Source organism: Sutcliffiella horikoshii, from assembly GCF_044809035.1.
Classification (GTDB): domain Bacteria; phylum Bacillota; class Bacilli; order Bacillales; family Bacillaceae_I; genus Sutcliffiella_A; species Sutcliffiella_A horikoshii_G.
Genome location: NZ_CP085237.1, coordinates 2802450 through 2824605, shown reverse-complemented (window position 1 = coordinate 2824605; position 22156 = coordinate 2802450). Strand labels below are relative to the sequence as shown.

At 39.6% G+C, this 22156-nt stretch carries 32 protein-coding genes, 1 pseudogene and 1 riboswitch; of the genes and pseudogenes, 28 read left to right on the top strand and 5 right to left on the bottom strand.

What is annotated here, in order from left to right:
- Window positions 1-65: 65 nt before the first annotated feature.
- Entirely contained in the window at window positions 66-467 is a 402-nt protein-coding gene (locus LG307_RS14760; protein WP_404443404.1) for a hypothetical protein, read from the top strand.
- Between the two features lie 21 nt (window positions 468-488).
- Here LG307_RS14760 and LG307_RS14755 read toward each other — a convergent pair whose 3' ends face one another.
- Together LG307_RS14755 and LG307_RS14750 are read right to left on the bottom strand one after the other, a co-directional pair.
- Window positions 489-767, bottom strand: a complete 279-nt coding sequence (locus tag LG307_RS14755; protein WP_404443402.1) for a hypothetical protein — start codon at window positions 765-767, stop codon at window positions 489-491.
- Window positions 760-999, bottom strand: a complete 240-nt coding sequence (locus LG307_RS14750) for a helix-turn-helix domain-containing protein (RefSeq protein WP_404443400.1) — start codon at window positions 997-999, stop codon at window positions 760-762. The genes LG307_RS14755 and LG307_RS14750 overlap by 8 nt, the downstream gene beginning before the upstream one ends.
- Before the next feature lie 128 nt (window positions 1000-1127).
- Here LG307_RS14750 and LG307_RS14745 point away from each other — a divergent pair, with 128 nt between their 5' ends.
- The 18 genes from LG307_RS14745 to LG307_RS14660 all read left to right on the top strand — a co-directional run bounded on the left by LG307_RS14745 (window position 1128) and on the right by LG307_RS14660 (window position 12517).
- A complete protein-coding gene (locus tag LG307_RS14745; RefSeq protein WP_404443397.1) occupies window positions 1128-1349 on the top strand; it encodes a hypothetical protein in 222 nt (73 codons plus the stop codon).
- Window positions 1350-1360: 11 nt separating this feature from the next.
- On the top strand, window positions 1361-1696 hold the full coding sequence (locus tag LG307_RS14740) for a hypothetical protein (RefSeq protein WP_404443395.1): 336 nt from the start codon (window positions 1361-1363) through the stop codon (window positions 1694-1696).
- 123 nt (window positions 1697-1819) lie between these two features.
- Window positions 1820-2080 (top strand): hypothetical protein, encoded by a 261-nt coding sequence (locus LG307_RS14735; protein ID WP_404443392.1) that lies wholly within the window; start codon window positions 1820-1822, stop codon window positions 2078-2080.
- Window positions 2081-2153: 73 nt separating this feature from the next.
- On the top strand, window positions 2154-3818 hold the full coding sequence (locus tag LG307_RS14730; protein ID WP_404443389.1) for a recombinase family protein: 1665 nt from the start codon (window positions 2154-2156) through the stop codon (window positions 3816-3818).
- Window positions 3819-3860: 42 nt separating this feature from the next.
- Window positions 3861-4046 (top strand): hypothetical protein, encoded by a 186-nt coding sequence (locus LG307_RS14725; RefSeq protein WP_404443387.1) that lies wholly within the window; start codon window positions 3861-3863, stop codon window positions 4044-4046.
- Entirely contained in the window at window positions 4033-4491 is a 459-nt protein-coding gene (comGD, locus tag LG307_RS14720; protein ID WP_404443383.1) for a competence type IV pilus minor pilin ComGD, read from the top strand. Before LG307_RS14725 ends, comGD begins: the two co-directional genes overlap by 14 nt.
- Window positions 4475-4810: a competence type IV pilus minor pilin ComGE gene (comGE, locus tag LG307_RS14715; RefSeq protein ID WP_404443381.1), complete on the top strand. Its 336-nt coding sequence runs from the start codon at window positions 4475-4477 to the stop codon at window positions 4808-4810. The genes comGD and comGE overlap by 17 nt, the downstream gene beginning before the upstream one ends.
- Window positions 4794-5240: a competence type IV pilus minor pilin ComGF gene (gene comGF / locus LG307_RS14710; RefSeq protein ID WP_404443378.1), complete on the top strand. Its 447-nt coding sequence runs from the start codon at window positions 4794-4796 to the stop codon at window positions 5238-5240. Before comGE ends, comGF begins: the two co-directional genes overlap by 17 nt.
- The gene (gene comGG, locus LG307_RS14705) at window positions 5194-5610 is read left to right on the top strand and encodes a competence type IV pilus minor pilin ComGG (RefSeq protein WP_404443376.1); all 417 of its coding nucleotides are present in this window, start codon (window positions 5194-5196) and stop codon (window positions 5608-5610) included. The genes comGF and comGG overlap by 47 nt, the downstream gene beginning before the upstream one ends.
- 74 nt (window positions 5611-5684) lie before the next feature.
- Entirely contained in the window at window positions 5685-5912 is a 228-nt protein-coding gene (locus LG307_RS14700) for a YuzF family protein (protein ID WP_404443373.1), read from the top strand.
- A 99-nt stretch (window positions 5913-6011) separates the two neighbouring features.
- Complete coding sequence (locus LG307_RS14695) at window positions 6012-6527, top strand: shikimate kinase (RefSeq protein WP_404443371.1); 516 nt, start codon at window positions 6012-6014, stop codon at window positions 6525-6527.
- Window positions 6528-6560: 33 nt separating this feature from the next.
- Entirely contained in the window at window positions 6561-6743 is a 183-nt protein-coding gene (locus tag LG307_RS14690; protein WP_404443369.1) for a YqzE family protein, read from the top strand.
- Window positions 6744-7087: 344 nt separating this feature from the next.
- A complete protein-coding gene (locus LG307_RS14685; RefSeq protein WP_010194663.1) occupies window positions 7088-7354 on the top strand; it encodes a phosphocarrier protein HPr in 267 nt (88 codons plus the stop codon).
- Window positions 7354-9072, top strand: coding sequence for a phosphoenolpyruvate--protein phosphotransferase (gene ptsP, locus LG307_RS14680; RefSeq protein ID WP_404443366.1), 1719 nt, complete (start codon window positions 7354-7356; stop codon window positions 9070-9072). The genes LG307_RS14685 and ptsP overlap by 1 nt, the downstream gene beginning before the upstream one ends.
- Before the next feature lie 296 nt (window positions 9073-9368).
- Window positions 9369-10598, top strand: a complete 1230-nt coding sequence (locus tag LG307_RS14675; protein ID WP_404450468.1) for an aminopeptidase — start codon at window positions 9369-9371, stop codon at window positions 10596-10598.
- Window positions 10586-11173 carry a sigma-70 family RNA polymerase sigma factor gene (locus tag LG307_RS14670; RefSeq protein ID WP_404443364.1) on the top strand — a complete coding sequence of 196 codons (588 nt, stop codon included), beginning with the start codon at window positions 10586-10588 and terminating at the stop codon, window positions 11171-11173. The genes LG307_RS14675 and LG307_RS14670 overlap by 13 nt, the downstream gene beginning before the upstream one ends.
- Window positions 11174-11278: 105 nt before the next feature.
- Window positions 11279-12043 (top strand): signal peptidase I, encoded by a 765-nt coding sequence (gene lepB, locus LG307_RS14665; protein ID WP_404443361.1) that lies wholly within the window; start codon window positions 11279-11281, stop codon window positions 12041-12043.
- A 132-nt stretch (window positions 12044-12175) separates the two neighbouring features.
- Window positions 12176-12517: a hypothetical protein gene (locus LG307_RS14660; protein ID WP_404443359.1), complete on the top strand. Its 342-nt coding sequence runs from the start codon at window positions 12176-12178 to the stop codon at window positions 12515-12517.
- A 19-nt stretch (window positions 12518-12536) separates the two neighbouring features.
- Here the strand turns inward: LG307_RS14660 and LG307_RS14655 are convergent, their stop codons facing one another.
- On the bottom strand, window positions 12537-13721 hold the full coding sequence (locus tag LG307_RS14655; RefSeq protein ID WP_404443356.1) for an oxalate decarboxylase family bicupin: 1185 nt from the start codon (window positions 13719-13721) through the stop codon (window positions 12537-12539).
- Window positions 13722-13807: 86 nt separating this feature from the next.
- Between LG307_RS14655 and LG307_RS14650 the strand changes: the two are divergent.
- The 8 genes and pseudogenes from LG307_RS14650 to LG307_RS14615 all read left to right on the top strand — a co-directional run.
- Window positions 13808-14251: pseudogene (locus LG307_RS14650) on the top strand (GNAT family N-acetyltransferase); the annotation flags it as partial.
- A gap of 18 nt (window positions 14252-14269) precedes the next feature.
- Window positions 14270-14719 carry an aminoglycoside 6'-N-acetyltransferase gene (gene aac(6'), locus LG307_RS14645; protein ID WP_404450467.1) on the top strand — a complete coding sequence of 150 codons (450 nt, stop codon included), beginning with the start codon at window positions 14270-14272 and terminating at the stop codon, window positions 14717-14719.
- Between the two features lie 5 nt (window positions 14720-14724).
- On the top strand, window positions 14725-15477 hold the full coding sequence (locus tag LG307_RS14640) for a class I SAM-dependent methyltransferase (RefSeq protein WP_404443354.1): 753 nt from the start codon (window positions 14725-14727) through the stop codon (window positions 15475-15477).
- 11 nt (window positions 15478-15488) lie between these two features.
- Window positions 15489-15956 carry an NUDIX hydrolase gene (locus LG307_RS14635; RefSeq protein ID WP_404443352.1) on the top strand — a complete coding sequence of 156 codons (468 nt, stop codon included), beginning with the start codon at window positions 15489-15491 and terminating at the stop codon, window positions 15954-15956.
- Window positions 15957-15983: 27 nt separating this feature from the next.
- A complete protein-coding gene (locus tag LG307_RS14630) occupies window positions 15984-16850 on the top strand; it encodes a GyrI-like domain-containing protein (protein ID WP_404443350.1) in 867 nt (288 codons plus the stop codon).
- Window positions 16851-16920: 70 nt separating this feature from the next.
- Window positions 16921-17166 (top strand): cytoplasmic protein, encoded by a 246-nt coding sequence (locus tag LG307_RS14625; protein WP_404443347.1) that lies wholly within the window; start codon window positions 16921-16923, stop codon window positions 17164-17166.
- Window positions 17153-17581: a hypothetical protein gene (locus tag LG307_RS14620; protein ID WP_404443345.1), complete on the top strand. Its 429-nt coding sequence runs from the start codon at window positions 17153-17155 to the stop codon at window positions 17579-17581. The genes LG307_RS14625 and LG307_RS14620 overlap by 14 nt, the downstream gene beginning before the upstream one ends.
- Before the next feature lie 85 nt (window positions 17582-17666).
- Window positions 17667-17969, top strand: a complete 303-nt coding sequence (locus LG307_RS14615; RefSeq protein ID WP_404443342.1) for a DUF5658 family protein — start codon at window positions 17667-17669, stop codon at window positions 17967-17969.
- Between the two features lie 22 nt (window positions 17970-17991).
- Here the strand turns inward: LG307_RS14615 and LG307_RS14610 are convergent, their stop codons facing one another.
- Window positions 17992-18810, bottom strand: coding sequence for a YqhG family protein (locus LG307_RS14610; protein ID WP_404443339.1), 819 nt, complete (start codon window positions 18808-18810; stop codon window positions 17992-17994).
- On the bottom strand, window positions 18788-20485 hold the full coding sequence (locus LG307_RS14605) for a DEAD/DEAH box helicase (RefSeq protein WP_404443336.1): 1698 nt from the start codon (window positions 20483-20485) through the stop codon (window positions 18788-18790). Before LG307_RS14605 ends, LG307_RS14610 begins: the two co-directional genes overlap by 23 nt.
- A gap of 269 nt (window positions 20486-20754) precedes the next feature.
- A riboswitch (glycine riboswitch) is annotated at window positions 20755-20854 on the top strand.
- A 198-nt stretch (window positions 20855-21052) separates the two neighbouring features.
- On the opposite strand from LG307_RS14605, the gene gcvT reads away from it, so the two are divergent.
- Entirely contained in the window at window positions 21053-22156 is a 1104-nt protein-coding gene (gcvT, locus tag LG307_RS14600) for a glycine cleavage system aminomethyltransferase GcvT (RefSeq protein WP_404443330.1), read from the top strand.

Sequence of the window (22156 nt, the reverse complement as noted above, 5' to 3'; positions counted from 1 at the left end):
ATTTTGACTTATAATCATTTAGATGATATTATTGCCCCTTAATTACAATTTAGGAGGCAGCTTCAATGGATAGAAAACAACTAGATAATCCTAAAGCAGGAGAAATATTTGTTAAGGACGGAATTGAATATATTTGTTTAGATCATTATGTAGCTGAAACTGGGGTTCCGGTTTTGACAATGGTTGAAAACGTAAGAAAGGATTTTTCTCTTGAGGACTACAAGGATAAGCTCGCTGAAGGCATAGCAAGAAATATTGCGCAGGTTGCTTCTGATAGTTATTATGAGTTGGTTCAAAAAAATCAATTGCCTGATAGCGAAAAATTTAGAAAACTATATATAGATACTACTGCTAACAAGTATTATAAATGGGACAATTTTGATTATGAACAAAGGTTTATTGAAGCAGTAAGTGATTACTATAAAATTTCGGAGCAAGAAGCTAAAGAAGTATTAGAGAAAAAATAAACGAATAAAAACCACTGGACATTAATTTGTCGGGTGGTTTTCTTTGTTTCTTATAAAGGTAATTGTCTTTCCTAAAACAGTGTCCGATGTTTTCCAACCTGCTTGCAACCATGCTTTTGCTTGAACATGACCTTGTCTTTCGTTTGCCCACCATGCATTATGTTTGTACGCTGAAAGGGGAAGTTTAAAGGAAAGAATCTGTTCTATATCTTCAAAAGTTAACGTTAATGAATTCTTATCGGGTTTAGTATTGGATAAATAAGTGCAAAGTGGTTGGTATTTTCCTAAACCCTTAATCATCTACTTCCACCTCTTTAACTACCTCAATCACATCTTCAATATTACATTCTAACACCGTACAAATGCTTTCTAGTGTTTCCGTACTAATTGATTTCACCCTCTTTCCTGGCTCAAGAGTGTTATTGTTAACCCATTGACTAATGGTATTTGGTCTTACGCCTGAAGCCTTTGAGAGTTGGTACATTGTCATACCTTTTTTCTTTAACATCTCGTCTAATTTAAACGTAATCATTAATGTCCCCCGAAGAATAAATTTTTTTCAATTATATCACAAATTAACGCTTGACGTTAATAACTATTTAAGTTAGTATTAACTCAAGAAGTTAATAACTGTTTGAGTTAATAAAGCGAGGTGAGTAAATGGATCACGTAATCAACTCAATTATGAAGTTTTACGAAATTGAAATTGATTATCTAGTTGAAGAGTGGGCTTCAGGTGAATATAAAAAGCTCTCGGATTGTCCTTTATATGCAAGTTGCAAAGCAATGAATGATGCAATATTCACTCTTGAGAAGTATTACTATGGAGAGCGTAAGACAGACACTATTCAAGAAGAAATTAAGTGGAGAACTAGTTATTAGGAGGGAATGCGATGATTAAAGTTAGAATGCACTTTGGAGAAATACTTGATGGGATTTTTATCAAAGATAATTACACCATTGTAAATGATGATCATGATGTATTCTTGGTCAAAGTATTAGATGAAAAAGATGGCGACTACTTTGTGGAAGATATAGGAGCTTTGTTAAGCCCAACATTAGAAGAGCATATGACATTTGATAATAAGGAAGCATTCTTGGAGGCAGTGGAAGAGAAGTTGATGAATATGACGCTATTTGAATACCTGACAACGGTGTGTAGGAACAAAAATGAGTTTAATCTTGGGTTGCTGGGAATCAAACATTTTTCTTCTAAGGGGAGAAAGTAGAAAAAAAGTGGAGTAGAGGTTACCAGTCTCTACTCCGAAAAATATACTAATACGAACATTAGTTCTTATTATAAATCAAAATGTCATTTTAGACAATATAAAATTTTAAGGGAGATGGATGGAATGTTAACAACTCAAGTAGTATTTTTCGATGGAAACGGTCAGTGGGATATTGCAGGAAGCGTATTGGAAGCTTTGAAAATGGGTGCTACATATATTGTTGAAACAATCGAAGAGTTAAATGATCTATCTGCTGCTGGAGTAATTATTAACGAAAATGAACGTGTAGTTACTAAAGAGGGAGTTGTGCATTTCTATTCTGAAACAATTGTGGACGAGCATGGGGATGAAGATTGTTTTTGTGAGTATAGGTTGGTGGGTTGAAAAATGAGCTAATTCAGTTCCTCCCTTTTACAACTTTTGATATAATTTACATGGATTAAATGAGGTGAAACTGATGAAAAAAGTTGCTATTTACACAAGGGTAAGTACTGGTTCAGATGCTCAATTCACATCAATGAAAAACCAGAAAGAATATTATGAAGATTTCTGTAAGAAAAATAACTATGAACTTGTAAAATTGTATGCTGATAAAGGTATCTCGGCTACCAGTTCTAATAGAGAACAATTTCTAAACATGCTTTATGATGCAGGCTTAGATTACAAAAAATTAGAAAATACAAACGTACTGTCATTTGGCCCTTCGCATGAAAGAAAACCAAAGTTCAATTACATTATAACTAAAGACATATCAAGGTTTTCGAGAAACATGGACTCATATGTCGTAGCAAGGGAACTTCGAAATTTAGGAGTTTACTTAGAGTTTGAAAATATGGGGTTTACAACTGAAAAGGAAAATTGGCATTTAGAATTCGGGATTTTCTTATTGGTATCTCAGCAAGAATCAATTGATCGCTCGAAAAAAGTAAAGTTTGCATATAAACAAAGAGCTAAAAAGGGACAGTTTCACATGTCAAGACCTTTGTATGGATACGAATTTGTTGAAAAAGATGGCTCATATCGAATATTAGAAGAAGAAGCTGAAGTAGTAAAAGAAATTTTTAATTTCTATGTGAATGAAGAGAAAGGTGCTACTCAAATTGCACGTATATTAAACGAAAGAGGACTTAGAACTAGACAAGGTACACAGTGGATTGCAACTACTATAAGAAGAATGATAAGAAATGAAAAATACAAGGGAACTGTTGTGCTTAATCGCTTAACCAAACCCGATGTGACTACAAACAACAAGAAAATTAAACGGGATAAATCTGAATGGATCGCGCATCAAGGCATTATAGACCCTATTGTGAATGAAGAAACTTGGGAGAAAGCACAGGCACTAATGCAAGGAAGAGTTTCGGAAGTTAATAAAAAGAAAGTTGGTAAGAATACTGCAATAGTAAATGTCTTTCACGATAAAATAAAATGCGGTAAATGTGGAAGTGATTATATAAGGATTTCTTCAACTTCTACAGAAAGAGGTGTAAAAAGGAAAAAAGTAACCTACATGTGTAGAAATCGTAGAATGTTCAAAAATTGTGATGCCAAAGGAATTTCACACAATAAGCTAATGAAAGAAATGGACGAGCTAATGAGGTGGAAACTGGCAGCCTACAACAGAGAGCATGATGCTGAAAATGATCGAATAACTCATATCCTAGTTGAAAGACTGGAAAATAGTAAGATTGAAGCAAAAGACAAACAGGAATCTTTAAGGAAAGAAATTGAAGAGATTGATGATAAGTTGGATTTACTTTTCAATAACTTCATGGATAACCCAGCATTAAAATCTGTATTGGAAAAACAACTTGAAGATTTAGCTATAAAAAAGGAAAAGCTCCAATCACAGCTACAAAGTGCACAAGTAGTTGAAATTGAAAGGTTGCAGGAAAAAATAAGGTTACAGTATGATAAATCAAGAAAATTTATGAGTAAAAGAATTTTCACTTTGGAAGAGGTACTTGAGGCTATAGACTATATAAAAATAAAGCCTGAGAAAAAATTAGAAATTAGACTTCACTTTCCTAGCTTGAGGTTATTAGAAGTAAAATGGTTTCAACTGAATGAATTTTTAGAGAGTCAGCACAACGCATCTTTGACATTCGAGTCAGAGTATTAATTTTTTGAATAAAAAAGTTTGTTAATGGGTGCGATAGGTAGCATGGTGGAAGCGCAAATGCAGGCATACCGGTTAGATACCGGGAATAACGTGGCAACTATTGATGAATTGAACACACCGGACTATTTGGAAGATCGTTTTGATGATACGGATACGTTGAAGTGTCCGAACGGAAGTGTCATCACTATTGTTAATAATAAGGCGACAGCAAGCAGTGCAGGAGAGTAAGGATAAAGTTAATGGAGGCTATACCCTTCTTGAATCGTTGCTTGTTCTATCTATTGTTTCGGTCATTCTTACGGTGACTGTTCTTACCTTGAACTCAACAAAAGAAACGTACACCGGAGAACAGTTTCGCGAGCAGCTGAGCAATGATTTGTTGTTCGCCCAACAATACGCACTTAGTTCAAAGACCAGTGTTTACATCATTTTTACCCCAAGCGAAAATTATTATCGCATTCGGCAGGGGGGCTTTCGAGTAGAAGAACTTGTTTACAGGGAATATCCTTCAAAAATTAAAATCAACACGAGAACAATGGGGGAAAGAATTACCTATCACGGGAACGGAAGCATTACTAAATCAGGTGCAATTGCGATTTATGTGGATGAAATAGAACAATACCGATATGTCTTCACTCTAGGAAAGGGACGCTTTTATGTGGAAAAATTGTAAAGGATTCACCTTGTTGGAAGTACTTGCATCACTAGTCATTTGGATGGTGATTGCCTCTGTCCTTCTACCTGGTCTTGTAAGAATTAATCAAGAGCGTAAAGGCTTTGCATTAGAGCAACAGGCCCGATTTATATTGACGATGGAACTTGAGAATGTTCGCTCTGACGATGCGGTGTATCAGGAGAAAACGGTAAATAAAGATGGCACATTCTATTCTGTAACACTAATAGAGGAATCTTTTCCCCCTATGTTGTGCGTCTCCTATGATGATTATCGGCTATTGGTAAAAGAAAGGTGCATGTATGTCCATTATCCGTAAAGAAGAGGGATTCACACTTTTGGAGGTGCTGATTTCCTTCTCCTTAGTACTAGTCTTGACAACCTTTTTTCCATTATTAATAAAAAATTTAATCACCTTGACAGAAATAAATAATGGCATCAATCAAATGGAGCTAGAGGTATTTATTCAACAAGCAAACAGAGAAATAAAAATTGCGAAACGGGTATTTGTTGAGGGGAAAGTATTAGTGATTATTAATCAAGCCGATCAGAGAGTCACATATGAATATTATCAGCAAAAAATTAGACGCAGAGTCAATGGAAGCGGACATGAATTGCTTCTTCATCATGTTAAAAGCATCAATTTTGTCGAACAAGAAAACGGGGCCAGCTTCAGATTGGAAGGAAGTGATGATGTGGTCTATGAATTCAGAATTAGTGCCATACCAAACAGTTGGTATGCAGAATAGGAGGGAAAGGGGCTATATTTTTCCTGTAACAATTTTTATAAGTGTCCTGCTGTCTTCTTTTTTGCTGCATCAAATGGAGAATTATAGACTGGAAAAAATGTTTTATCACGAAACCAATCAGCAGTACGAATTGGAAGCAATGATGAAATTTTCTTGGGATATGGTGGAGGAAATGTTGAAGGTGGAGAATGAATTAGTTTCTCATACCGTCACTTTTCCAAAGGGGAACGCTGTTATTACCGTGAAAGCCCTTGATATAGAAAGGGAGATAGCAATTGTTTGCACAACTCTGGAGGGAAGGCAATACAGGGCGACCATCATTTATAATGTGGATAAGAAGAAAATTGTTGCTTGGTATGAAACGTATTAAATTTAGATTTACCTCCTCACCTTCCCATTGTCCCATTCATATAAATGTATAATGATAAAGGAGGTATTCGCCTAATGAATCAAGCGGACAATGGAATGCCCATTCAATATATGGTGGTAGAGCCATATGTGTACCATACCTTAAAGAGTATTATTGGAACAGAAGTGGTGATTGAGACCACACGCGGCTCGATAAGAGGTAACTTAAAAGATGTTAAACCGGATCATGTTGTCCTAATGGCTGGTGACTCCAGTTTTTTCATTCGGACCGCAGAAATAATTTGGATCATGCCAGATAACTGACAATTGTACACAAGAAAAAGTGCTTGCCGTTTCCAGCAGGCACTTTTTCTCCTATAATGGGAAGAAGGATTAGTTCTGTCAAGAAAGAGAGGGATCAGCATGCAAAACGTCTATCTTACTGGTTTTATGGGAGCTGGAAAAACAACAATAGGACAGGCAGTGGCGAACAAACTAGGTGTCGCTGTTTTGGATACAGATGTAATGATCGAAAACAAACTAAAAATGAAAATTAAGGATATCTTTGATAAACACGGAGAAACTTATTTTCGTGAATTAGAAACGGAAATATTAACAGAGCTTCCTACTAAGGATGCTATTGTAACAACTGGCGGAGGAATAGTAACAAGGCAGGCAAACATAGACTGGATGAAAGAAAATGGATGTGTTGTTTTTTTGTATGCAGATCCCGAAGTAATTTGGCAACGATTAGAAAATGATACAACAAGACCTCTTATCCAACAGAAAAGTAAAGAGGAAGTCTTGGAACTATTTCAGACACGTCTCCCTTTGTATAATCAAGCCCATATTACGTTGGATACAACTGATTTAGCATTTGATGAAGCGGTTTATGCCCTACATAATGCGATTAAAACTTGGAATAACCGTCAACACTAAAGGTAAAGAATTTCTCTTTGGTGGTGAAATTAATTGAAAACAAATGACTATGTAAAGTATGTGACACAGCAATTGGTTACGTATATGGACCAACCGAAAGAAGTAAAACGAGAACAAAGGCAAATCAGAAAGCAGGAACGTTCTCCGATAGCCTTCCAACTCTTTGGTGTTATTCCTTTTGCCATCATGATGATGTTTAAAAAGAAGAAGAACTAAGTCAAAAGTATTGCCAAGCTTTTGTTTTTTATGCTACAATCTCAACGGACAGTTAAGAAGCGTTCAACTATATGTTCATGCAAATGCTTTCAACATAGATAAGAACTTTACGTGTTACTGATTCGATCAGGCATGAGTGAAGAGGTTTTGATCCATACTAAGGGGACGAGTGTACCCTTTTATAGAGACAAGCCCCCGCTCATGCCTTTTTCTATATTCTTTTCTACATATTCACCGAGATTACCGGTGAAAGCGACAGGGTATAGGAATAAAAGGAACAAGGTTCTTTTAGTTGAATAGTTTCTGAGTAAAAAATACACATATCCCAAAGGAGTTTGATTACAATGGCAGAAAAAACTTTTAAAGTAACAGCAGATTCAGGAATTCACGCACGTCCGGCAACACAATTGGTGCAAACTGCAGGTAAATTTGATGCAGACGTAAACCTTGAGTACAACGGTAAATCTGTAAACTTGAAATCCATCATGGGTGTTATGTCTTTAGGAATTCCTCAAGGTGCGGAAATCAAGATCGTTGCAGAAGGTTCTGATGAGAGCGAGGCAATTTCTGCAATTGAAGAAACTTTGAAATCAGAAGGGTTAGGGGAATAATGTCAAACACGATTCAAGGGATACCTGCTTCTAGCGGGATTGCCATTGCGAAAGCATATCGTCTTGAAAACCCAGAGCTTTCTGTGGACAAAAAGACGATCAGCAATGCCCAAGCGGAAGTAGAAAGATTTGAAAAAGCAGTAGAAATCTCAAAATCCGAATTGGAAAAAATCAAGGAACACGCACACAAAGAACTTGGAGCAGATAAGGCGGAAATCTTCTCTGCACACTTGCTTGTATTGAGTGATCCTGAACTTTTAAATCCAATCAAAGATAAAATTAAAAGCGACAGTGTAAATGCGGAGTTCGCTTTGGATGAAACAGCTGGAATGTTCATCAACATGTTTGAACAAATGGATAACGAATACATGAAGGAGCGTGCAGCGGATATCCGCGACGTGACGAAACGTGTTCTTGCGCACCTTTTGGGTGTGACAGTTTCTAATCCTGCACTTATTTCAGAAGAAGTGATCATCATCGCAGAAGACTTGACTCCTTCTGACACTGCCCAGCTTAATCGTCAATATGTAAAAGCATTTACGACTGATATCGGTGGACGTACATCCCACTCTGCTATCATGGCTCGTTCTATGGAAATTCCAGCAGTTGTTGGAACAAAGAACGTCATGGAATCCATTCAAAATGACACAATGGTTATTATTGATGGTTTGGACGGTATGGTAATCGTCGATCCGACAGAAGAAGAAATTGCTTCTTACAAAGAAAAGCAAGAGAAGTACGAAGAGCAGAAAAAAGAGTGGGCTAAGCTTGTAAACGAGAAGAGTCTTTCTTCTGACGGACAAGAAGTCGAGCTTGCTGCAAACATCGGTACTCCTAAAGATGTGAAAGGTGTTCTTGCCAATGGCGGAGAAGGCGTTGGTCTTTACCGTACAGAATTCCTTTACATGGGCAGAACCGAACTTCCAACAGAGGACGAGCAGTACAAAGCCTATAAAGAAGTTCTTGAAAGCATGGAAGGCAAACCGGTTGTTGTCCGTACATTGGACATCGGCGGTGATAAGGAACTTCCTTACCTGAACCTTCCAAAAGAAATGAATCCATTCCTAGGCTTCCGTGCCATTCGCCTTTGTCTGGAGGAACAAGAGATTTTCCGTACACAGCTTCGTGCATTACTCCGTGCGAGCTCTTATGGAAACCTGAAAATCATGTTCCCGATGATTGCGACATTAGACGAGTTCCGCCAAGCAAAAGCAATTCTTTTAGAAGAAAAAGAAGAGCTTGTGAAGAACGGTACAACTGTTAACGAAAATATCGAGATTGGGATCATGGTGGAAATTCCATCAACTGCGGTCATGGCTGATATTTTCGCGAAAGAAGTAGACTTCTTCAGCATCGGAACAAACGACTTGATTCAATATACAATGGCAGCGGACCGTATGAACGAGCAGGTTTCCTACTTGTATCAACCATACAACCCTGCAATCTTGCGTCTTGTGGATAATGTCATCCAAGCTGCACACAAAAACGGTAAATGGGCCGGCATGTGTGGAGAAATGGCTGGCGACCCAATCGCGATTCCAATCCTTCTTGGACTGGGACTTGACGAGTTCAGCATGAGCGCGACATCCATCCTTCCTGCAAGAAGCCAATTGCGTGGCATCTCCAAAGAGGAAGCTGCTTCCTACCGTGAAGAGATCCTTGGCATGAGCACAGCAGAAGAAGTTGTGGAATTTGTTAAAGAGAAATTTAATGTGTAATATTCGGGAGACCGACTTTCCTTTTTGGGGGAGTTGGTCTTTTTTTTGGTGGGGATATCTATGGTGATGGACAAAACTCATAATAAGCTTCGGAAAAGTCACAATAATAGGTCTAAAACTCACAATAACGCTTGAAAAACTCACAATAAGCTTTGTAAAACTCACAATCATACTCAAAAAACTCACAATACCCTCAGGACCCAGTTAAGTCCCCTCTAAAATTATAAAAAATCTCCTTAAACCTACAGTCGGCATCCTATGATACAATATTCTCATCAACCAAAAGGAGGAAATACATAGTGATACAAGAAAAATTGACCAAATACGCTGAACTTGCGCTAAAAGTTGGGATCAACCTGCAAGAAAATCAGCCTCTAGTTATCAATGCCCCAATATCTGCAGCACCATTTGTAAGAGAAGTTGCAAAAATCGCATATAAGCTGGGTGCTAAATACGTACATACCGAATGGAACGACGAACAACTAACAAAGATTACATATGAAACGGCCTCAACAGAATCTCTCAGTCACGTTCGTGAGTGGAAAGTAAAAGGAATGGAGGAGATGGCAGAAGAAGGAGCGGCATTTATGTCCATCGTTGCGTCCAACCCAGACCTTCTAAAAGACGTCGATCCTGAGCGAGTATCCATCTCTAACAAAGCGCAGGCAAAAGCCATGCAGAACTACCGAAAATACATTCAAACAGCACAGGTAAGCTGGGCGATTGTTTCCGTGCCTTCTCAAGAATGGGCAGCTAAGCTTTACCCGGAAAAATCTCCTGAAGAACAGGTTGCAAGCCTATGGGAAAACATTTACCAGGTAACACGCGTCAATGAAAATGACCCTGTTGAAGCTTGGAATAAGCACATTAAAACCCTCCAGGAAAAACTACAAGTTTTAAATACGAAAAAATACAAAAAGCTTCATTACAAAGCGCCAGGTACAGACCTAACAATCGAGCTTCCAAATGAACAGGTATGGCTTGGCGGTGGAATGAACAATGATCAAGGTACTTATTTTGTTCCAAACCTTCCAACAGAAGAAGTTTTTACGGCACCTGTAAAAACCGGAGTTAACGGTGTCGTATCCTCCACTAAACCTTTAAACCTAAATGGAAATCTTGTGGACAACTTCAGCCTTACATTTAAAGAAGGCAAAGTTGTTGAATTCACTGCAGAGCAAGGATATGAAGTGTTGAAAAAGCTTTTAGAAACGGATGAAGGATCACTGCATCTAGGTGAGGTAGCGCTTGTCCCGCACAGTTCACCAGTTTCCAAACAAGAAGTGATTTTCTATAATACACTGTTTGATGAAAATGCTTCTTGTCACTTGGCGCTAGGTTCTGCCTATCCCATCAATATTGAAGGCGGCGCGAAGATGAGCAAGGAAGAGTTAGAAGCTAAGGGAATCAACACCAGTATGATCCACGTCGACTTCATGATTGGTTCGGAAGAGTTGAGCATTGAAGGGGAAACGGAAGATGGCGTGAAAGAAAAAATCATGACAGATGGAGAATGGGCCATTTAAAAATAGAGCAGGATAATTTCTTTTTTAATAAGAAGTTCTCCTGCTTTTTTCTTTTGGTACAATTAAAAGAAAGATTTTCCAAACTTTCCAAGGAGAAGTGTCGTCTAACTTTTATTAGTGAAAGAATGGAAGAGAGGGTGAAGGCAGCCTTGGAAGAACCTTTGCATGTTTTTGACCATAAAGAAAGACATCTGGAAAGTGTGATGAATCAATACGGAAATAGTATTGTAAAATTGGCATATTCCTACGTGAAGGATTTTAATATAGCTGAAGATATTTCACAGGAGGTATTTATAACCTATTTTAATAATCTGGATATTTTTCGTGGCGAGTCCAGTGTGAAAACCTATCTATACAGAATCACCATCAATAAATGTAAGGATTATTTGAAGAGTTGGAACTATAGAAAAGTGAAAATCACAGAAATGTTTGGAAGGGTGGTTGCGGACCATACAAGCACACCTGAACAACCATTTTTAGAAAAAGAGCATGTTACTGATTTGGCGGATTTTGTGTTAGCCCTACCATTGAAATATAGGGAAGTCGTTTTCCTCTTTTATTATGAGGTAGCTTGAAGGAGATAAGCAGTTTTCTTCATACCAACCTCAGTACTGTCAAGACAAGACTGACTAGAGGAAAAGAGCTATTGCGAGTTCACTATACGGATGGAGGTAGGGGTAATGATTGAACAAGAGTTGAAGCAATTTCGAAAAAAGATGGACACGACTGTATTTCAATATGCCGCACTTTCAGAAGAACGTAAACAAAGTGTATTAAAAAATATTAAGAAGAATCCTTCTAAAAAGAAGCCTGTCTTTCTTTCATTGGGAATAGCGATGTCGCTTTCTGTCTCCTTATTGGTAGTGATACTTATTTTTAAGCCTCTATTCGAACCGACCTCTTCGGTAATTACCGATTCAATTACTTCACCCGATATTGAGAGGGTAGTGTACGAGGATGACATGATTTTATATGAATGGCATAGTGATGCCATGGATAGGGGAGATCACCATTTCTATAAAGATCTGCTTGTCATCGATCCGGCATATTATGAAGTGAATAGTGTAAACCGTGGGGATGTAGTGAATTTTACGTATCCTGAAGAGGTGAAAATCGATCCAAGTATGCTTGATAAGTACAGTGAACCTAAAAATATATCAAGGGTTGTGGGGTTGCCTGGAGAAACAATTCACTTGAAAGATGCTCAAATATATATAGATGATAAGAAGTTAGATGCGTTTTATGGAAGAGGTTTGGATAATGTTTATAATCGTCCTTTATTCGAGGATGCGAAAGAATATGATACAGAAAAATATACCATTCCTGAAGGTCATGTCTTTTTATTAGGAGATGCGTGGTGGAGAAGTTTTGATAGCAGGAATTTTGGAGTGGTTCCGATCGAAAATATAAACGGGAAGGTTTTAGGCTATCGTAAGTGGAAGTAATATTATGGACTTTAGACGGGGGATAGAGAGATGAAAAGGGGTCTATTATTTTTTGTAATTTGCTTCTCAATGGTTTCCTCTACGGCTCATGCGCTTAGTTGGGCATATAAGTTTGTTGTATGGGGAGGTGGAGTGTACGAAGTCACAGAGGAATTCGTGGATGCTTCAGACATAGGGAAAAAGATTGGCGAGGTAAAAAGGATGGCTGATGATAGGACGGGATCTTATTATGGCGACGCCTCCAACTATTATGAAAAGGGTGCGAAGTATTACAAAATTATGGGAATCGACTCGGCTACTGCCATCGCAGTCGAAGAGCAACAAGAAATATGGGTTAAAGCGGTGTACCTCCATGAAGCACCTTTTCATTGGACAGATATGCTTGCCTATATTTTGATGGGAATTGGTGCTTTTGTCCTTTTTATTGTTTTATCCTTACGATACGCAAGCAAAAAAGAGCCCCGTCAGCATTAACAGGGCTCTCCATCGAGATCTAATTACTTTTCGGCTTATACGTATAAGGTGGAAAGCTCACAACAGGTTCCTTCTCTTTTCGTATATTTTTTGTAAAAGCGGAGCTGACATTAACATTACTGTCCACCAGTTGTCTCGGCGTTAATGCCATCCACTGGGCCAGGGATACGTCTTCAAACCGGTCGCTTTTAAACATTTCGAGGAACCAGAGCGTTTCATCACCTGTGTTCTGGATATAGTGTCCAGTTGCAAAAGGAACATATCCTACATCCCCCGCCATGTAATCAAAGGTTCTGGCTGTTCCGTCCCCAAGAAAGACGGTCATGCGTGCTTTTCCTGTAAGGTAATACTGCCACTCATCATTATTCGGGTGCCAGTGAAGTTCCCGCATGCCACCAGGCTTCACTTCCACAAGGGCCGCTGCGACGGTTTTGGAAATTTTGAAAACGGTGGAGTCAACAATACGAACAGATCCTCCGGAAAATTCCAGTGGTGGCTGTTTTAACATTTCGTACTTGAATGGTAATGGAACTTTCCCGTTAGGCGATTGGACAGCCTGTGTTTCAAGAGGTCCGGGCACCTCACTTTGATAGATATAAAGCTGGCCTTTTGGACGGTCGTCAAAGGTGCTCTCCGGAACTCCGAAATTAGCCGATAACACTTCCTTTGGTGTATGAGCAAACCAGTCGGAAATGGAGAGAGTGCTCAAATCGGAAAAATCGCCAGAATCAAAAACCAACAAAAATTCACAATGCTCCAATCCTTGAATGGAGTGGGGAATGCCGGGTGGAAAGTACCACAAGTCACCAGGTCCGACATCGGCAATGAAATTCCTTCCGTCCTGGTCTACAGCTGTAATGCGGGCACGGCCGAGTATCATATAGGACCATTCTGCCTCTTTGTGCCAATGGAGCTCCCTTACACCACCGGCGGTCAGACTCATATTAACACCAGCCAGAGTGGTGGCGATGGGAAGTTCTCTGACCGTAATCTCTCTGGACCATCCACCGTGTTTCAGAATCATAGACGTATCCGAGAAGGAGAAACGCAGATTTGGAACGATTCCGGCATCGGTTTTTGGGGGCACGAGCAAATCAGGATTCTGTAAATCTCTCAGCACGTTTCTCGGACCAAGATCTAATGCTCCGGCACCATCGCTCCTGATGGGTTGAGGAATTCGTTTGTCAATTTTATCATCAGTCATCTAGAATCACCCTTCATTAAAGATAATGGGTAAATACACACTATTCTATTGGTATGAACAAAACTAAAAAATAGAAGAGGGACAAAATCATGAAAATCACACTACGACAAATTACAGCTGAAAATTGGCAAAAGGCAATTCAATTAAAAGTTTCAGAGGACCAACAAAACTTCGTGGCATCCAACCTCTATTCCCTTGCACAGGTGCAATTCTTACCGGATTTCAAAGCAATGGGAGTTTATGCGGAAGAGGAAATGGTGGGTTTTGCGATGTATGGGATTGATCCGGATGACGGGAATTACTGGATCTACCGATTGATGATAGATGAAAAATTCCAAGGGAAGGGGTTTGGAAAAGTAGCGCTTGATGAAGTATTGAAGGATATTAATAAAGAAAACGCCACCTCCATCCCGTATGTCGTGCTTGGCTATGAACCGACCAACCATCTAGCGAAAAAGTTATATAAAAATGCTGGTTTTGTAGAAACGGAGATTGCTTCGTGGGGGGAGCAATTGGCTAGGCTGGAACTTAAAACTTCAGAAGACCGTATGGATGAAAACGTTGTAGTTGCTTCGAACAATCATATAGACTACTACACTGAAATGTCCTTAGATCTCTGGCCGGAAAGCACGAAGGAAGAGTTGCAGGAGTCATTCCAGGAAATCCTGGCTTCCAATCGGGACAAGATTCTATTTTACCGCTTAGGTACAGAGTTTGTTTCCTTTATCCATCTCTCTATCAGAGTCGATTATGTGGAAGGGACAGAATCCACTCCGACAGGATATATAGAAGGGGTATATGTGAAACCAGAGTTTAGAAGGAAAGGATACTCTGCAAAGTTAGTAGAAGTAGGCGAGCTTTGGTTAAAAAAGAAAGGCTGTAAGCAAATAGGCTCAGACATCCACTTAGATAATCATGTTAGCTATGATTTTCACATTGGAGTGGGATTTAAGGAATCAAGCAGGTTAATTGCATTTATAAAAGATATAAAGGGGTAATGGTCATGAATCAACTATTGGAAAGTAATCGCAAGAGCTGGGACAAGGTCGCCCATTATTTCAACGGGGTGGATGCCCTTCCGAGTTATGGGCCTTTTACTCAAACGGAAGATGAATTGAAACTGTTAGACAATCTTCAAAGTAAAAAGGTGTTGGATATCGGGTTTGGAAGTGGTCATTCTTTAAAGTATATGGCGGAGGAAAAGGGCGCAGGTGAACTGTGGGGAGTGGACCTTTCTTCTGAGCAGAAATTAGCTGCCGAAAAGACACTTCAAGGATGGAAACCTCGCTTATTTTGTGCGCCGATGGAACAAGAAATCGACCTTCCAAAAGATTATTTTGATTGTGTTTATTCCATCTATGCTTTGGGTTGGACCACAGATTTAAAGGCAACCTTGCAATTGATCTATTCTTATCTAAAACAAGGAGGAAGCTTTCTTTTCAGCTGGGATCATCCTTTATACGCTCATATTAGTAGCGAGAATGGTGTCATGACTTTAGAAGGTTCCTATCAGAAAGAAGGCCTGCACACCTTTGAGAAATTTAAAGGTGAAGATGCACCGATGACCATCCACACAAGAAAACTTGCAACCTACATAAATGAACTGATTCAAGCGGGCTTTACCATCGAGAAGGTGGTGGAAAGTGAGGCGGGAGAACGTTTTAAAGATGAGGATGCGCCGGTATCCGACCGCTACTATTCTCTTTATAAGACTCGCAGGTTTCCATCGACTTTGATTATTAAAGCAAGAAAATAAGGGGGATTAGGATGTTCTTAATAAATGTGGAAGGTGCTGTGTATAGAGGGGATAAATGGTTGATGATAGAGAGGAGCCACAAAGAAGAGCATGCAGGAGGGATGCTTTCTTTTGTTGGCGGGACGGTTGACCCAGAAGGCGCTTCTTCTGATATTTTGGAGCGGACCTTGAGGCGAGAGTTGATGGAGAAAGTGGGAATCAGCGTTCATGAAAATATGACGTATGTGCGTAATACCTCCTTCGTTTTACCGGATGGCCGGGAAGTTGTGGACATTGTATTTCTATGTGAATGGCAGAGTGGAGAACCATTTCCGAAGAGTCCGGATGAGGTGGAGGCTGTTCATTGGATGACGACCGAAGAAATTCTATATCATCCACAGACGGAATCCTATTTACATGACAATATTAGAGAGGCAGCTCGATTAAGAAACCTGCCAAAACAAAGCACAAACGAACAGGAATCCAATCGTTCACGCTGATAGGATAGACATAAGGAGTGAGGTCATATGGCGTTGGTGGAATCGATTCAGCGGGCAATCGAATATATGGAAGAGAATTTGACAGAAGATATAACAATCGAGGATATAGCTAGACATGCAAATGTTTCTTCCTTTCATTTTCAACGGACTTTCGGATTGTTGACGGATACATCGGTTGCAGAGTATTTAAGAAGAAGAAGGTTGACGCTTGCTGCACAGGAATTGCTTACAACGGACAACAAGATCATTGATATCGCCTGCAACTATGGTTACGACACTCCCGAGGCTTTCACGAAGGCATTCCGAAGGCAACACGGCACTTCTCCAACAGAAGTGCGGAGGCATGAAGGGAAGCTGCAAACTTATAACCGCCTGGTCATCCAGGTCACATTGGAAGGGGCAGAACCGATGAAATATAGTGTAGTGAACAAAGAGGCATTTACCGTGGCTGGGAAGAAACGAAGATTTTCATGTGCCAATGATGAGCAATCTTTGGAGATCCCGAAGTTTTGGCAGGATGTTAATGCAGAAGGTTTTACAGATAAGCTGTTTGCATTAAATAATGGGGCCATCAAAGGGGTTCTTGGTGTATGTGAAGGAACAACAGAAGAGATGAAATCAGAACAAGTGATGGATTACTGGGTGGCTGCGGCGATAGAAGGGGAGATTCCGGAAGAGTTGGAGAAGTTGGAGATTCCTGCTTCAAAATGGGTAGTTTTTGAAGTGCATGGTCCGATGCCACATGCCATGCAGGACACGTGGAAACGTATCTTCTCAGAATGGTTCCCTTCCAATAGCTACGAACATTCCGGAGCGCCGGATTTTGAATTGTACACAGATGAGGATCCGTCGAGTCCGGACCTTTACTCGGAGATATGGATTCCGATAAAATAATTAAGAGATTGTCCACCTTGTCTTGATAAGGTGGGCTCTTATTTTTTTGAGAATAGAGAGGAGAAACAGTATGGAAGATTATATCGCTAAGGCGCATAAATTCAGCAGCCATCATAAAAAAGAGTTAGAAAAGGATAAGGTATGTGGGTGTTTTTTCTGCATGGAAATTTACAATCCTTCTCTTATTACGGAATGGATTGATCAAGATCAAACGGCCGTGTGTCCCCATTGTGGAATTGATTCTGTTATTGGTGAAAGTTCGGGGTATTCCATAACAAAAGAGTTTTTAGAAAGTATGCATCGTGCTTGGTTTTAATACTAAAGACTCTATAGATTCCAGAAAAAGCGGATTTTCGAAAACTCTGGCATCTAAGAGGCGGAACAATGCCAGAAAAAGCAATATGACGTTAAGTTTGTCATCTAAGGAGCAGAACGATGCCAGAAAAGGCGAAATGATGTTAAGTTTGTCATCTAAGGAGCAGAACGATGCCAGAAAAGGCGAAATGATGTTAAGTTTGTCATCTAAGGAGCAGAACGATGCCAGAAAAAGCAAAATGACGTTAAGTTTGGCATCTAAGGCCACGAACGGTGCCAAAAAAGGTAGAATTCCACGAATTCTAGCATCTGAAAACTTCATCCCCTCAAAAACCCTTCTACAGTGCCCTACCAGATCTTATAATCCTACTCAAAGTGGAAAGACTGAAAAGATACCACTAATTAAATGTTCTTAAAAAAAAACTAAAAGCTTGCCTTGCAAAGAATATTAAAGGTATAATCGTTCTTATTAAAGAACAAATTGCAATCAGGAGTTGTGCCATGGTCAAAAAACTATTGATCGCGCTGTTGCTACTGAATATTTTTGACGGAGTTGCCACATACTTTGGCCTGCATTTCCAGTTAATTAATGAAGGCAACCCGCTGATGAAATCCCTCTATGAAACAAGCCCGATCTTATTTTTACTCTTTAAACTTGGTATTTCCCTACTTCTACTGTTTTTCATAAAAAATAACCTGAAACTTAAATCGCCTATGCTTAAAGCGGTCTGCGTAACGGCCGTCTGCGGGTACGGCATGGTCACTATCCTACATATGTACTGGATTTACTACTATATAACTTAAAAAACCTTCACAATGGTAGTCTTCATTTACCATTGTGAAGGTTATTGATAAACGATGGACCCAAATAGAAAAGACCGCCGTTAATGATTGATACGTGAATTTTTGGCTCATATTGCTCTTGAAGAGCCTTCATCTCCGTTTCATAGGCTTCAGGTTTTTCTTCATCATCCTCATAAAAATGCTTCAAAAGCTGAAGATCTTGATCCCATCTTTTCCTTGCGTCCTCTGCCCATTGATGATCTTGACTGGCGATAAATCCATTTACATAATGCTCGAGCCTAGAAAGGCCGCTCGCCGGTTTAATGATGGGAGTCATGGTGAAACAAAAATCAGGAATTTTAGGTGTCAAATGAATCTTTTCCACTTCTTCCTGAAACTTTTCCAGGATGGTACCTGTAATCAAGTGGATCCCAAGGGACATAATCACGTCCTTCTTGCGGTCACACTGATAGCTCACTTTCATATTTACATTCAGCCACGGGTGAAGAGGAAGGTGGCCTGCGCCGGGATGAGAAGGAATATTTTCATACAGGCGAATATACCCTGCAAGACTTTTGGTCGATTCAAAAATTTGGTGCATCCTCGGTGAGCCAAAATGAACATGATCTCCCTTTAGGTCTTCAGGTGCCTTGTTGCTGTCTGTAATCAATGTCATCTTCATCGGATTTGGCACACCGCCCGTTTTTTCGAGATAATGCCAATAAAAAGGACGGTTCATCAATTCTTTATCCATATCAATGGTCAATTGAACGGCTAGATGGCTGTTTGTGTTTTCGATTATTTCACAACTGTTTGCCGTAAAATACCGCTCTAAAAACCTATGAATTTCCCGCTGCTGCATGTGGTCCGTCCTCCTTTTTCATCTGATCGGCAAACTCAATAATAGATGACAGATTTTCCATCTTTATTTTCATTTCACCCTCTGATTTAGAATGAAGCATGATGTCTTGAATATGTTCTTCAAGATTCTTAATATCCATCTTTGTCAAGATATCATCAAGCTCCCCAATGACACGTTCAAACAGATTGATCTTTTCATAAAGCAGCTTTAGTATATGTTCCTCGACGGTGTTGCTTGTAGCAAAATTATAGATATTCACATCACGTTCTTGTCCGAGCCTGTGAATCCGGCCGATCCTTTGCTCAAGTCTCATAGGGTTCCAAGGAAGGTCGTAATTAATGATATGGTTACAGAACTGCAGGTTGATACCCTCGCCACCGGCTTCTGTTGCAATAAGCACTTGAACATGGTTTTTAAACAGTTCCCTCATCCAATCCTTCTTGCCCCGCTTAAAACCGCCGCGGAATGGAACGGAGGTAATGCCGTTTTGCTTTAAGAACCATTGAAGGTACATTTGTGTTGCTCTATATTCTGTAAAAATAATGACCTTATCCTTTACATTTTGAATCAACTCTAACACTTTCTCTGCCTTAGAGTTACGTCCAACCAAATCAATCTTTTCAAAAATGTTCAGCAACCCCTGTGCAGGCTGATAGTGAGGATTTTCCTGCTGCTTCCGTTCAATCATATTTTTAACGGTATAGTAGACAGCCTCCCTGCTGCTGCATGCTTCGCGCTGCAAGGTCATAATGGAGAACTGACTAGTAATGGGCACATATGGATCTGTTTTTAACTGATTAATGGCATCATAAAGATCCTGTTCCTCTTTTGAAAATTCAATGATACAAGACTCCACATTCCGTTTTGGCCAATCGATTCCCGTGTCCCCGCGCCTGTTTCGAATCATCACTTTATTGACGAGTTCTTTTAAATAGTCATCGTTCTCAAGCTTCCGGTCTTTTGCACGAAACACCTCAGTAAAATTGCTTTCGCTGCCAAGATGACCGGGTTTAAGAAGGGAGACCAGGTTAAAAATTTCCTCCACTTTGTTTTGAATAGGCGTAGCCGTCAACAAAAGGCAAAACTTCTTCTTTAAATTCTGCACAAATTCATAGTTTTTGGTTTTATTGTTTTTCAGTTTATGAGCCTCGTCAATGATCACCATGTCGTATTCGAGACTGTTGATGGTTTCGCGATGCGGGCTCCTTTTTGCCGTATCAATAGAAGAAACAACGACATCGCATTGCTCCCATACATAACTCTTTCTCTGGCCGATAGCAGGAATATAGAATTTTTGATTCAATTCAATGGCCCATTGAGAAACAAGTGAGGCCGGAACCAATATCAGAACTTTCTTCACTAGTCCGCGAATCATATATTCTTTAAGAATCAGCCCTGCTTCAATTGTTTTACCAAGACCTACCTCGTCAGCCAGTATCGCTTTCCCGTTCATCTCCTCCACCACGTTTCTGGCAACTTCCAATTGGTGAGGTAGTGGGGTAAGTTGAGGCAGATGGGAAGGAGCAAGCAATCCTTCAAATTCTGGTATGCTAAGATGATTTTCTACTTCTAAAGCAAGCTTGAATAATTCGTAATTTGCCCAAGGACCGTCATCCGTCATCCGTTTTAGCAGTTCGTCCTGCCATTCCTTATCAAAAACAATCTCTACATTCATTGTTGTGCATCCTTTCTGAATTATCCAATTTATAGTATGTTGTAAAAGGATAGCGTTTTCATTAGAAAATATTGATAATATGCTTGTTTAAACACGAACGTTTAGCTATATAAAAATAATAATGATAAGTGTTTTTGTATTGCCAGAATCCTTTATCTAATGGTAGGATAATAGTGAGCTTTTAAAGGTAGTATGCTTGGCTATATAAACATGAATGTTGTAGCTTCTTATCTAGTATGGCCATGTTTAAAGAAAATATTATATTGCGAATGAGAACAAGGGGAGAGACTGCCAGAAAGAATACGGCAGCGCCGAAGGAGCAAGCAGAATGACTGTGAATCTCTCAGGCAAAAAGACTCTTGTTGGACGCGACTCTGGAGAGTGTTTATTCGTAAATTTTTTGAATAAACCACCAAAGGGGAAAGCCTTCTACATAAGGTAAACTTTCAGGTGCAAAGGACAGAGAACTCTTTTTATGAAAAAGGAGTTTCTCTGTCCTTTTTTGGCAGCAAAAACGGAATTTAGTAGGTTGACATTCTTTTGGTTAGTAAAAGGAGGAGAAAAGTAATGACTGAACTTAAAAAAACACCATTATACGACGTGTACAAAGAACATGGTGCCAAAACTATCGATTTTGGCGGATGGGATCTGCCCGTTCAATTTTCAAGCATCAAAGAAGAGCATGAAGCGGTTCGTACGAAAGCTGGATTATTCGATGTTTCTCACATGGGAGAAATTGAAGTAAAAGGAAAAGACAGTCTTGCTTATCTACAAAAAATGATGACAAATGATGTTTCCAAACTAAAAGACGGTGGCGCGCAATATACAGCTATGTGCTATCCGGACGGTGGAACGGTAGACGATTTGCTTGTCTACAAAAAAGCGGATGAGGATTATCTGCTTGTTGTGAATGCATCCAATATAGAAAAAGATTTTGACTGGTTAAAAAGCCATGTAACAGAAGAAGTGGAAGTAATAAATATTTCTGAAACGATTGCACAGCTGGCAATTCAAGGCCCGATAGCGGAGAAGGTTCTGCAAAAACTGACAAACACGGACCTTTCAGAAATTAAATTTTTTAAATTTAAAGAAAATGTAGATATCGATGGAGTGACAGCTCTGGTTTCCAGAACAGGTTACACAGGGGAAGATGGATTTGAAATCTATTGCCAGCAAGAAGATGCGGTTCAACTTTGGAACACATTGCTTGAAGCTGGAAAAGAAGACGGGCTAGTTCCATGCGGATTAGGTTCCCGTGATACTTTGCGTTTTGAAGCAAAGCTTGCACTTTACGGGCAAGAGCTGTCAAAAGACATTACTCCGATTGAAGCTGGTATCGGTTTTGCTGTTAAAACAAACAAAGAAGAAGATTTCTTTGGGAAAGAAGTTTTACAAGAGCAAAAAGAAAACGGAGCACCTCGTAGTATCGTTGGGATTGAAATGATAGACAAAGGAATTCCTCGCCACGGATATGAAGTGTTTGTTGGTGATGAGCTAATTGGAGAAGTGACAACAGGTACGCAATCTCCAACGTTAAAGAAAAATATCGGCCTCGCACTTTTAAAGAAAGAGTTCACAGAGCTTGATACAGAAGTGGAAGTGCAAGTTCGTAAAAAACGTCTTAAAGCTAAAGTGGTTAAAGCGCCATTCTATCAACGCCCGAAAAACTAA

Excerpts from the sequence above, each read along its gene's own strand:
- lepB (WP_404443361.1), top strand. The coding sequence starts at position 11,279 with ATGATTGAACAAGAGTTGAAGCAATTTCGAAAAAAGATGGACACGACT.
- LG307_RS14615 (WP_404443342.1), top strand. The coding sequence starts at position 17,667 with ATGGTCAAAAAACTATTGATCGCGCTGTTGCTACTGAATATTTTTGAC.
- LG307_RS14730 (WP_404443389.1), top strand. The coding sequence starts at position 2,154 with ATGAAAAAAGTTGCTATTTACACAAGGGTAAGTACTGGTTCAGATGCT.
- LG307_RS14610 (WP_404443339.1), bottom strand. The coding sequence starts at position 18,810 with ATGCAGCAGCGGGAAATTCATAGGTTTTTAGAGCGGTATTTTACGGCA.
- LG307_RS14605 (WP_404443336.1), bottom strand. The coding sequence starts at position 20,485 with ATGAATGTAGAGATTGTTTTTGATAAGGAATGGCAGGACGAACTGCTA.
- gcvT (WP_404443330.1), top strand. The coding sequence starts at position 21,053 with ATGACTGAACTTAAAAAAACACCATTATACGACGTGTACAAAGAACAT.
- LG307_RS14760 (WP_404443404.1), top strand. The coding sequence starts at position 66 with ATGGATAGAAAACAACTAGATAATCCTAAAGCAGGAGAAATATTTGTT.
- LG307_RS14755 (WP_404443402.1), bottom strand. The coding sequence starts at position 767 with ATGATTAAGGGTTTAGGAAAATACCAACCACTTTGCACTTATTTATCC.
- LG307_RS14725 (WP_404443387.1), top strand. The coding sequence starts at position 3,861 with ATGGTGGAAGCGCAAATGCAGGCATACCGGTTAGATACCGGGAATAAC.
- LG307_RS14750 (WP_404443400.1), bottom strand. The coding sequence starts at position 999 with ATGATTACGTTTAAATTAGACGAGATGTTAAAGAAAAAAGGTATGACA.
- LG307_RS14640 (WP_404443354.1), top strand. The coding sequence starts at position 14,725 with ATGAATCAACTATTGGAAAGTAATCGCAAGAGCTGGGACAAGGTCGCC.
- LG307_RS14635 (WP_404443352.1), top strand. The coding sequence starts at position 15,489 with ATGTTCTTAATAAATGTGGAAGGTGCTGTGTATAGAGGGGATAAATGG.
- LG307_RS14700 (WP_404443373.1), top strand. The coding sequence starts at position 5,685 with ATGAATCAAGCGGACAATGGAATGCCCATTCAATATATGGTGGTAGAG.
- LG307_RS14630 (WP_404443350.1), top strand. The coding sequence starts at position 15,984 with ATGGCGTTGGTGGAATCGATTCAGCGGGCAATCGAATATATGGAAGAG.
- LG307_RS14625 (WP_404443347.1), top strand. The coding sequence starts at position 16,921 with ATGGAAGATTATATCGCTAAGGCGCATAAATTCAGCAGCCATCATAAA.
- LG307_RS14655 (WP_404443356.1), bottom strand. The coding sequence starts at position 13,721 with ATGACTGATGATAAAATTGACAAACGAATTCCTCAACCCATCAGGAGC.
- LG307_RS14735 (WP_404443392.1), top strand. The coding sequence starts at position 1,820 with ATGTTAACAACTCAAGTAGTATTTTTCGATGGAAACGGTCAGTGGGAT.
- LG307_RS14670 (WP_404443364.1), top strand. The coding sequence starts at position 10,586 with ATGGGCCATTTAAAAATAGAGCAGGATAATTTCTTTTTTAATAAGAAG.
- LG307_RS14745 (WP_404443397.1), top strand. The coding sequence starts at position 1,128 with ATGGATCACGTAATCAACTCAATTATGAAGTTTTACGAAATTGAAATT.
- comGF (WP_404443378.1), top strand. The coding sequence starts at position 4,794 with ATGTCCATTATCCGTAAAGAAGAGGGATTCACACTTTTGGAGGTGCTG.
- comGE (WP_404443381.1), top strand. The coding sequence starts at position 4,475 with ATGTGGAAAAATTGTAAAGGATTCACCTTGTTGGAAGTACTTGCATCA.
- comGG (WP_404443376.1), top strand. The coding sequence starts at position 5,194 with ATGAATTCAGAATTAGTGCCATACCAAACAGTTGGTATGCAGAATAGG.
- LG307_RS14685 (WP_010194663.1), top strand. The coding sequence starts at position 7,088 with ATGGCAGAAAAAACTTTTAAAGTAACAGCAGATTCAGGAATTCACGCA.
- LG307_RS14740 (WP_404443395.1), top strand. The coding sequence starts at position 1,361 with ATGATTAAAGTTAGAATGCACTTTGGAGAAATACTTGATGGGATTTTT.
- ptsP (WP_404443366.1), top strand. The coding sequence starts at position 7,354 with ATGTCAAACACGATTCAAGGGATACCTGCTTCTAGCGGGATTGCCATT.
- LG307_RS14695 (WP_404443371.1), top strand. The coding sequence starts at position 6,012 with ATGCAAAACGTCTATCTTACTGGTTTTATGGGAGCTGGAAAAACAACA.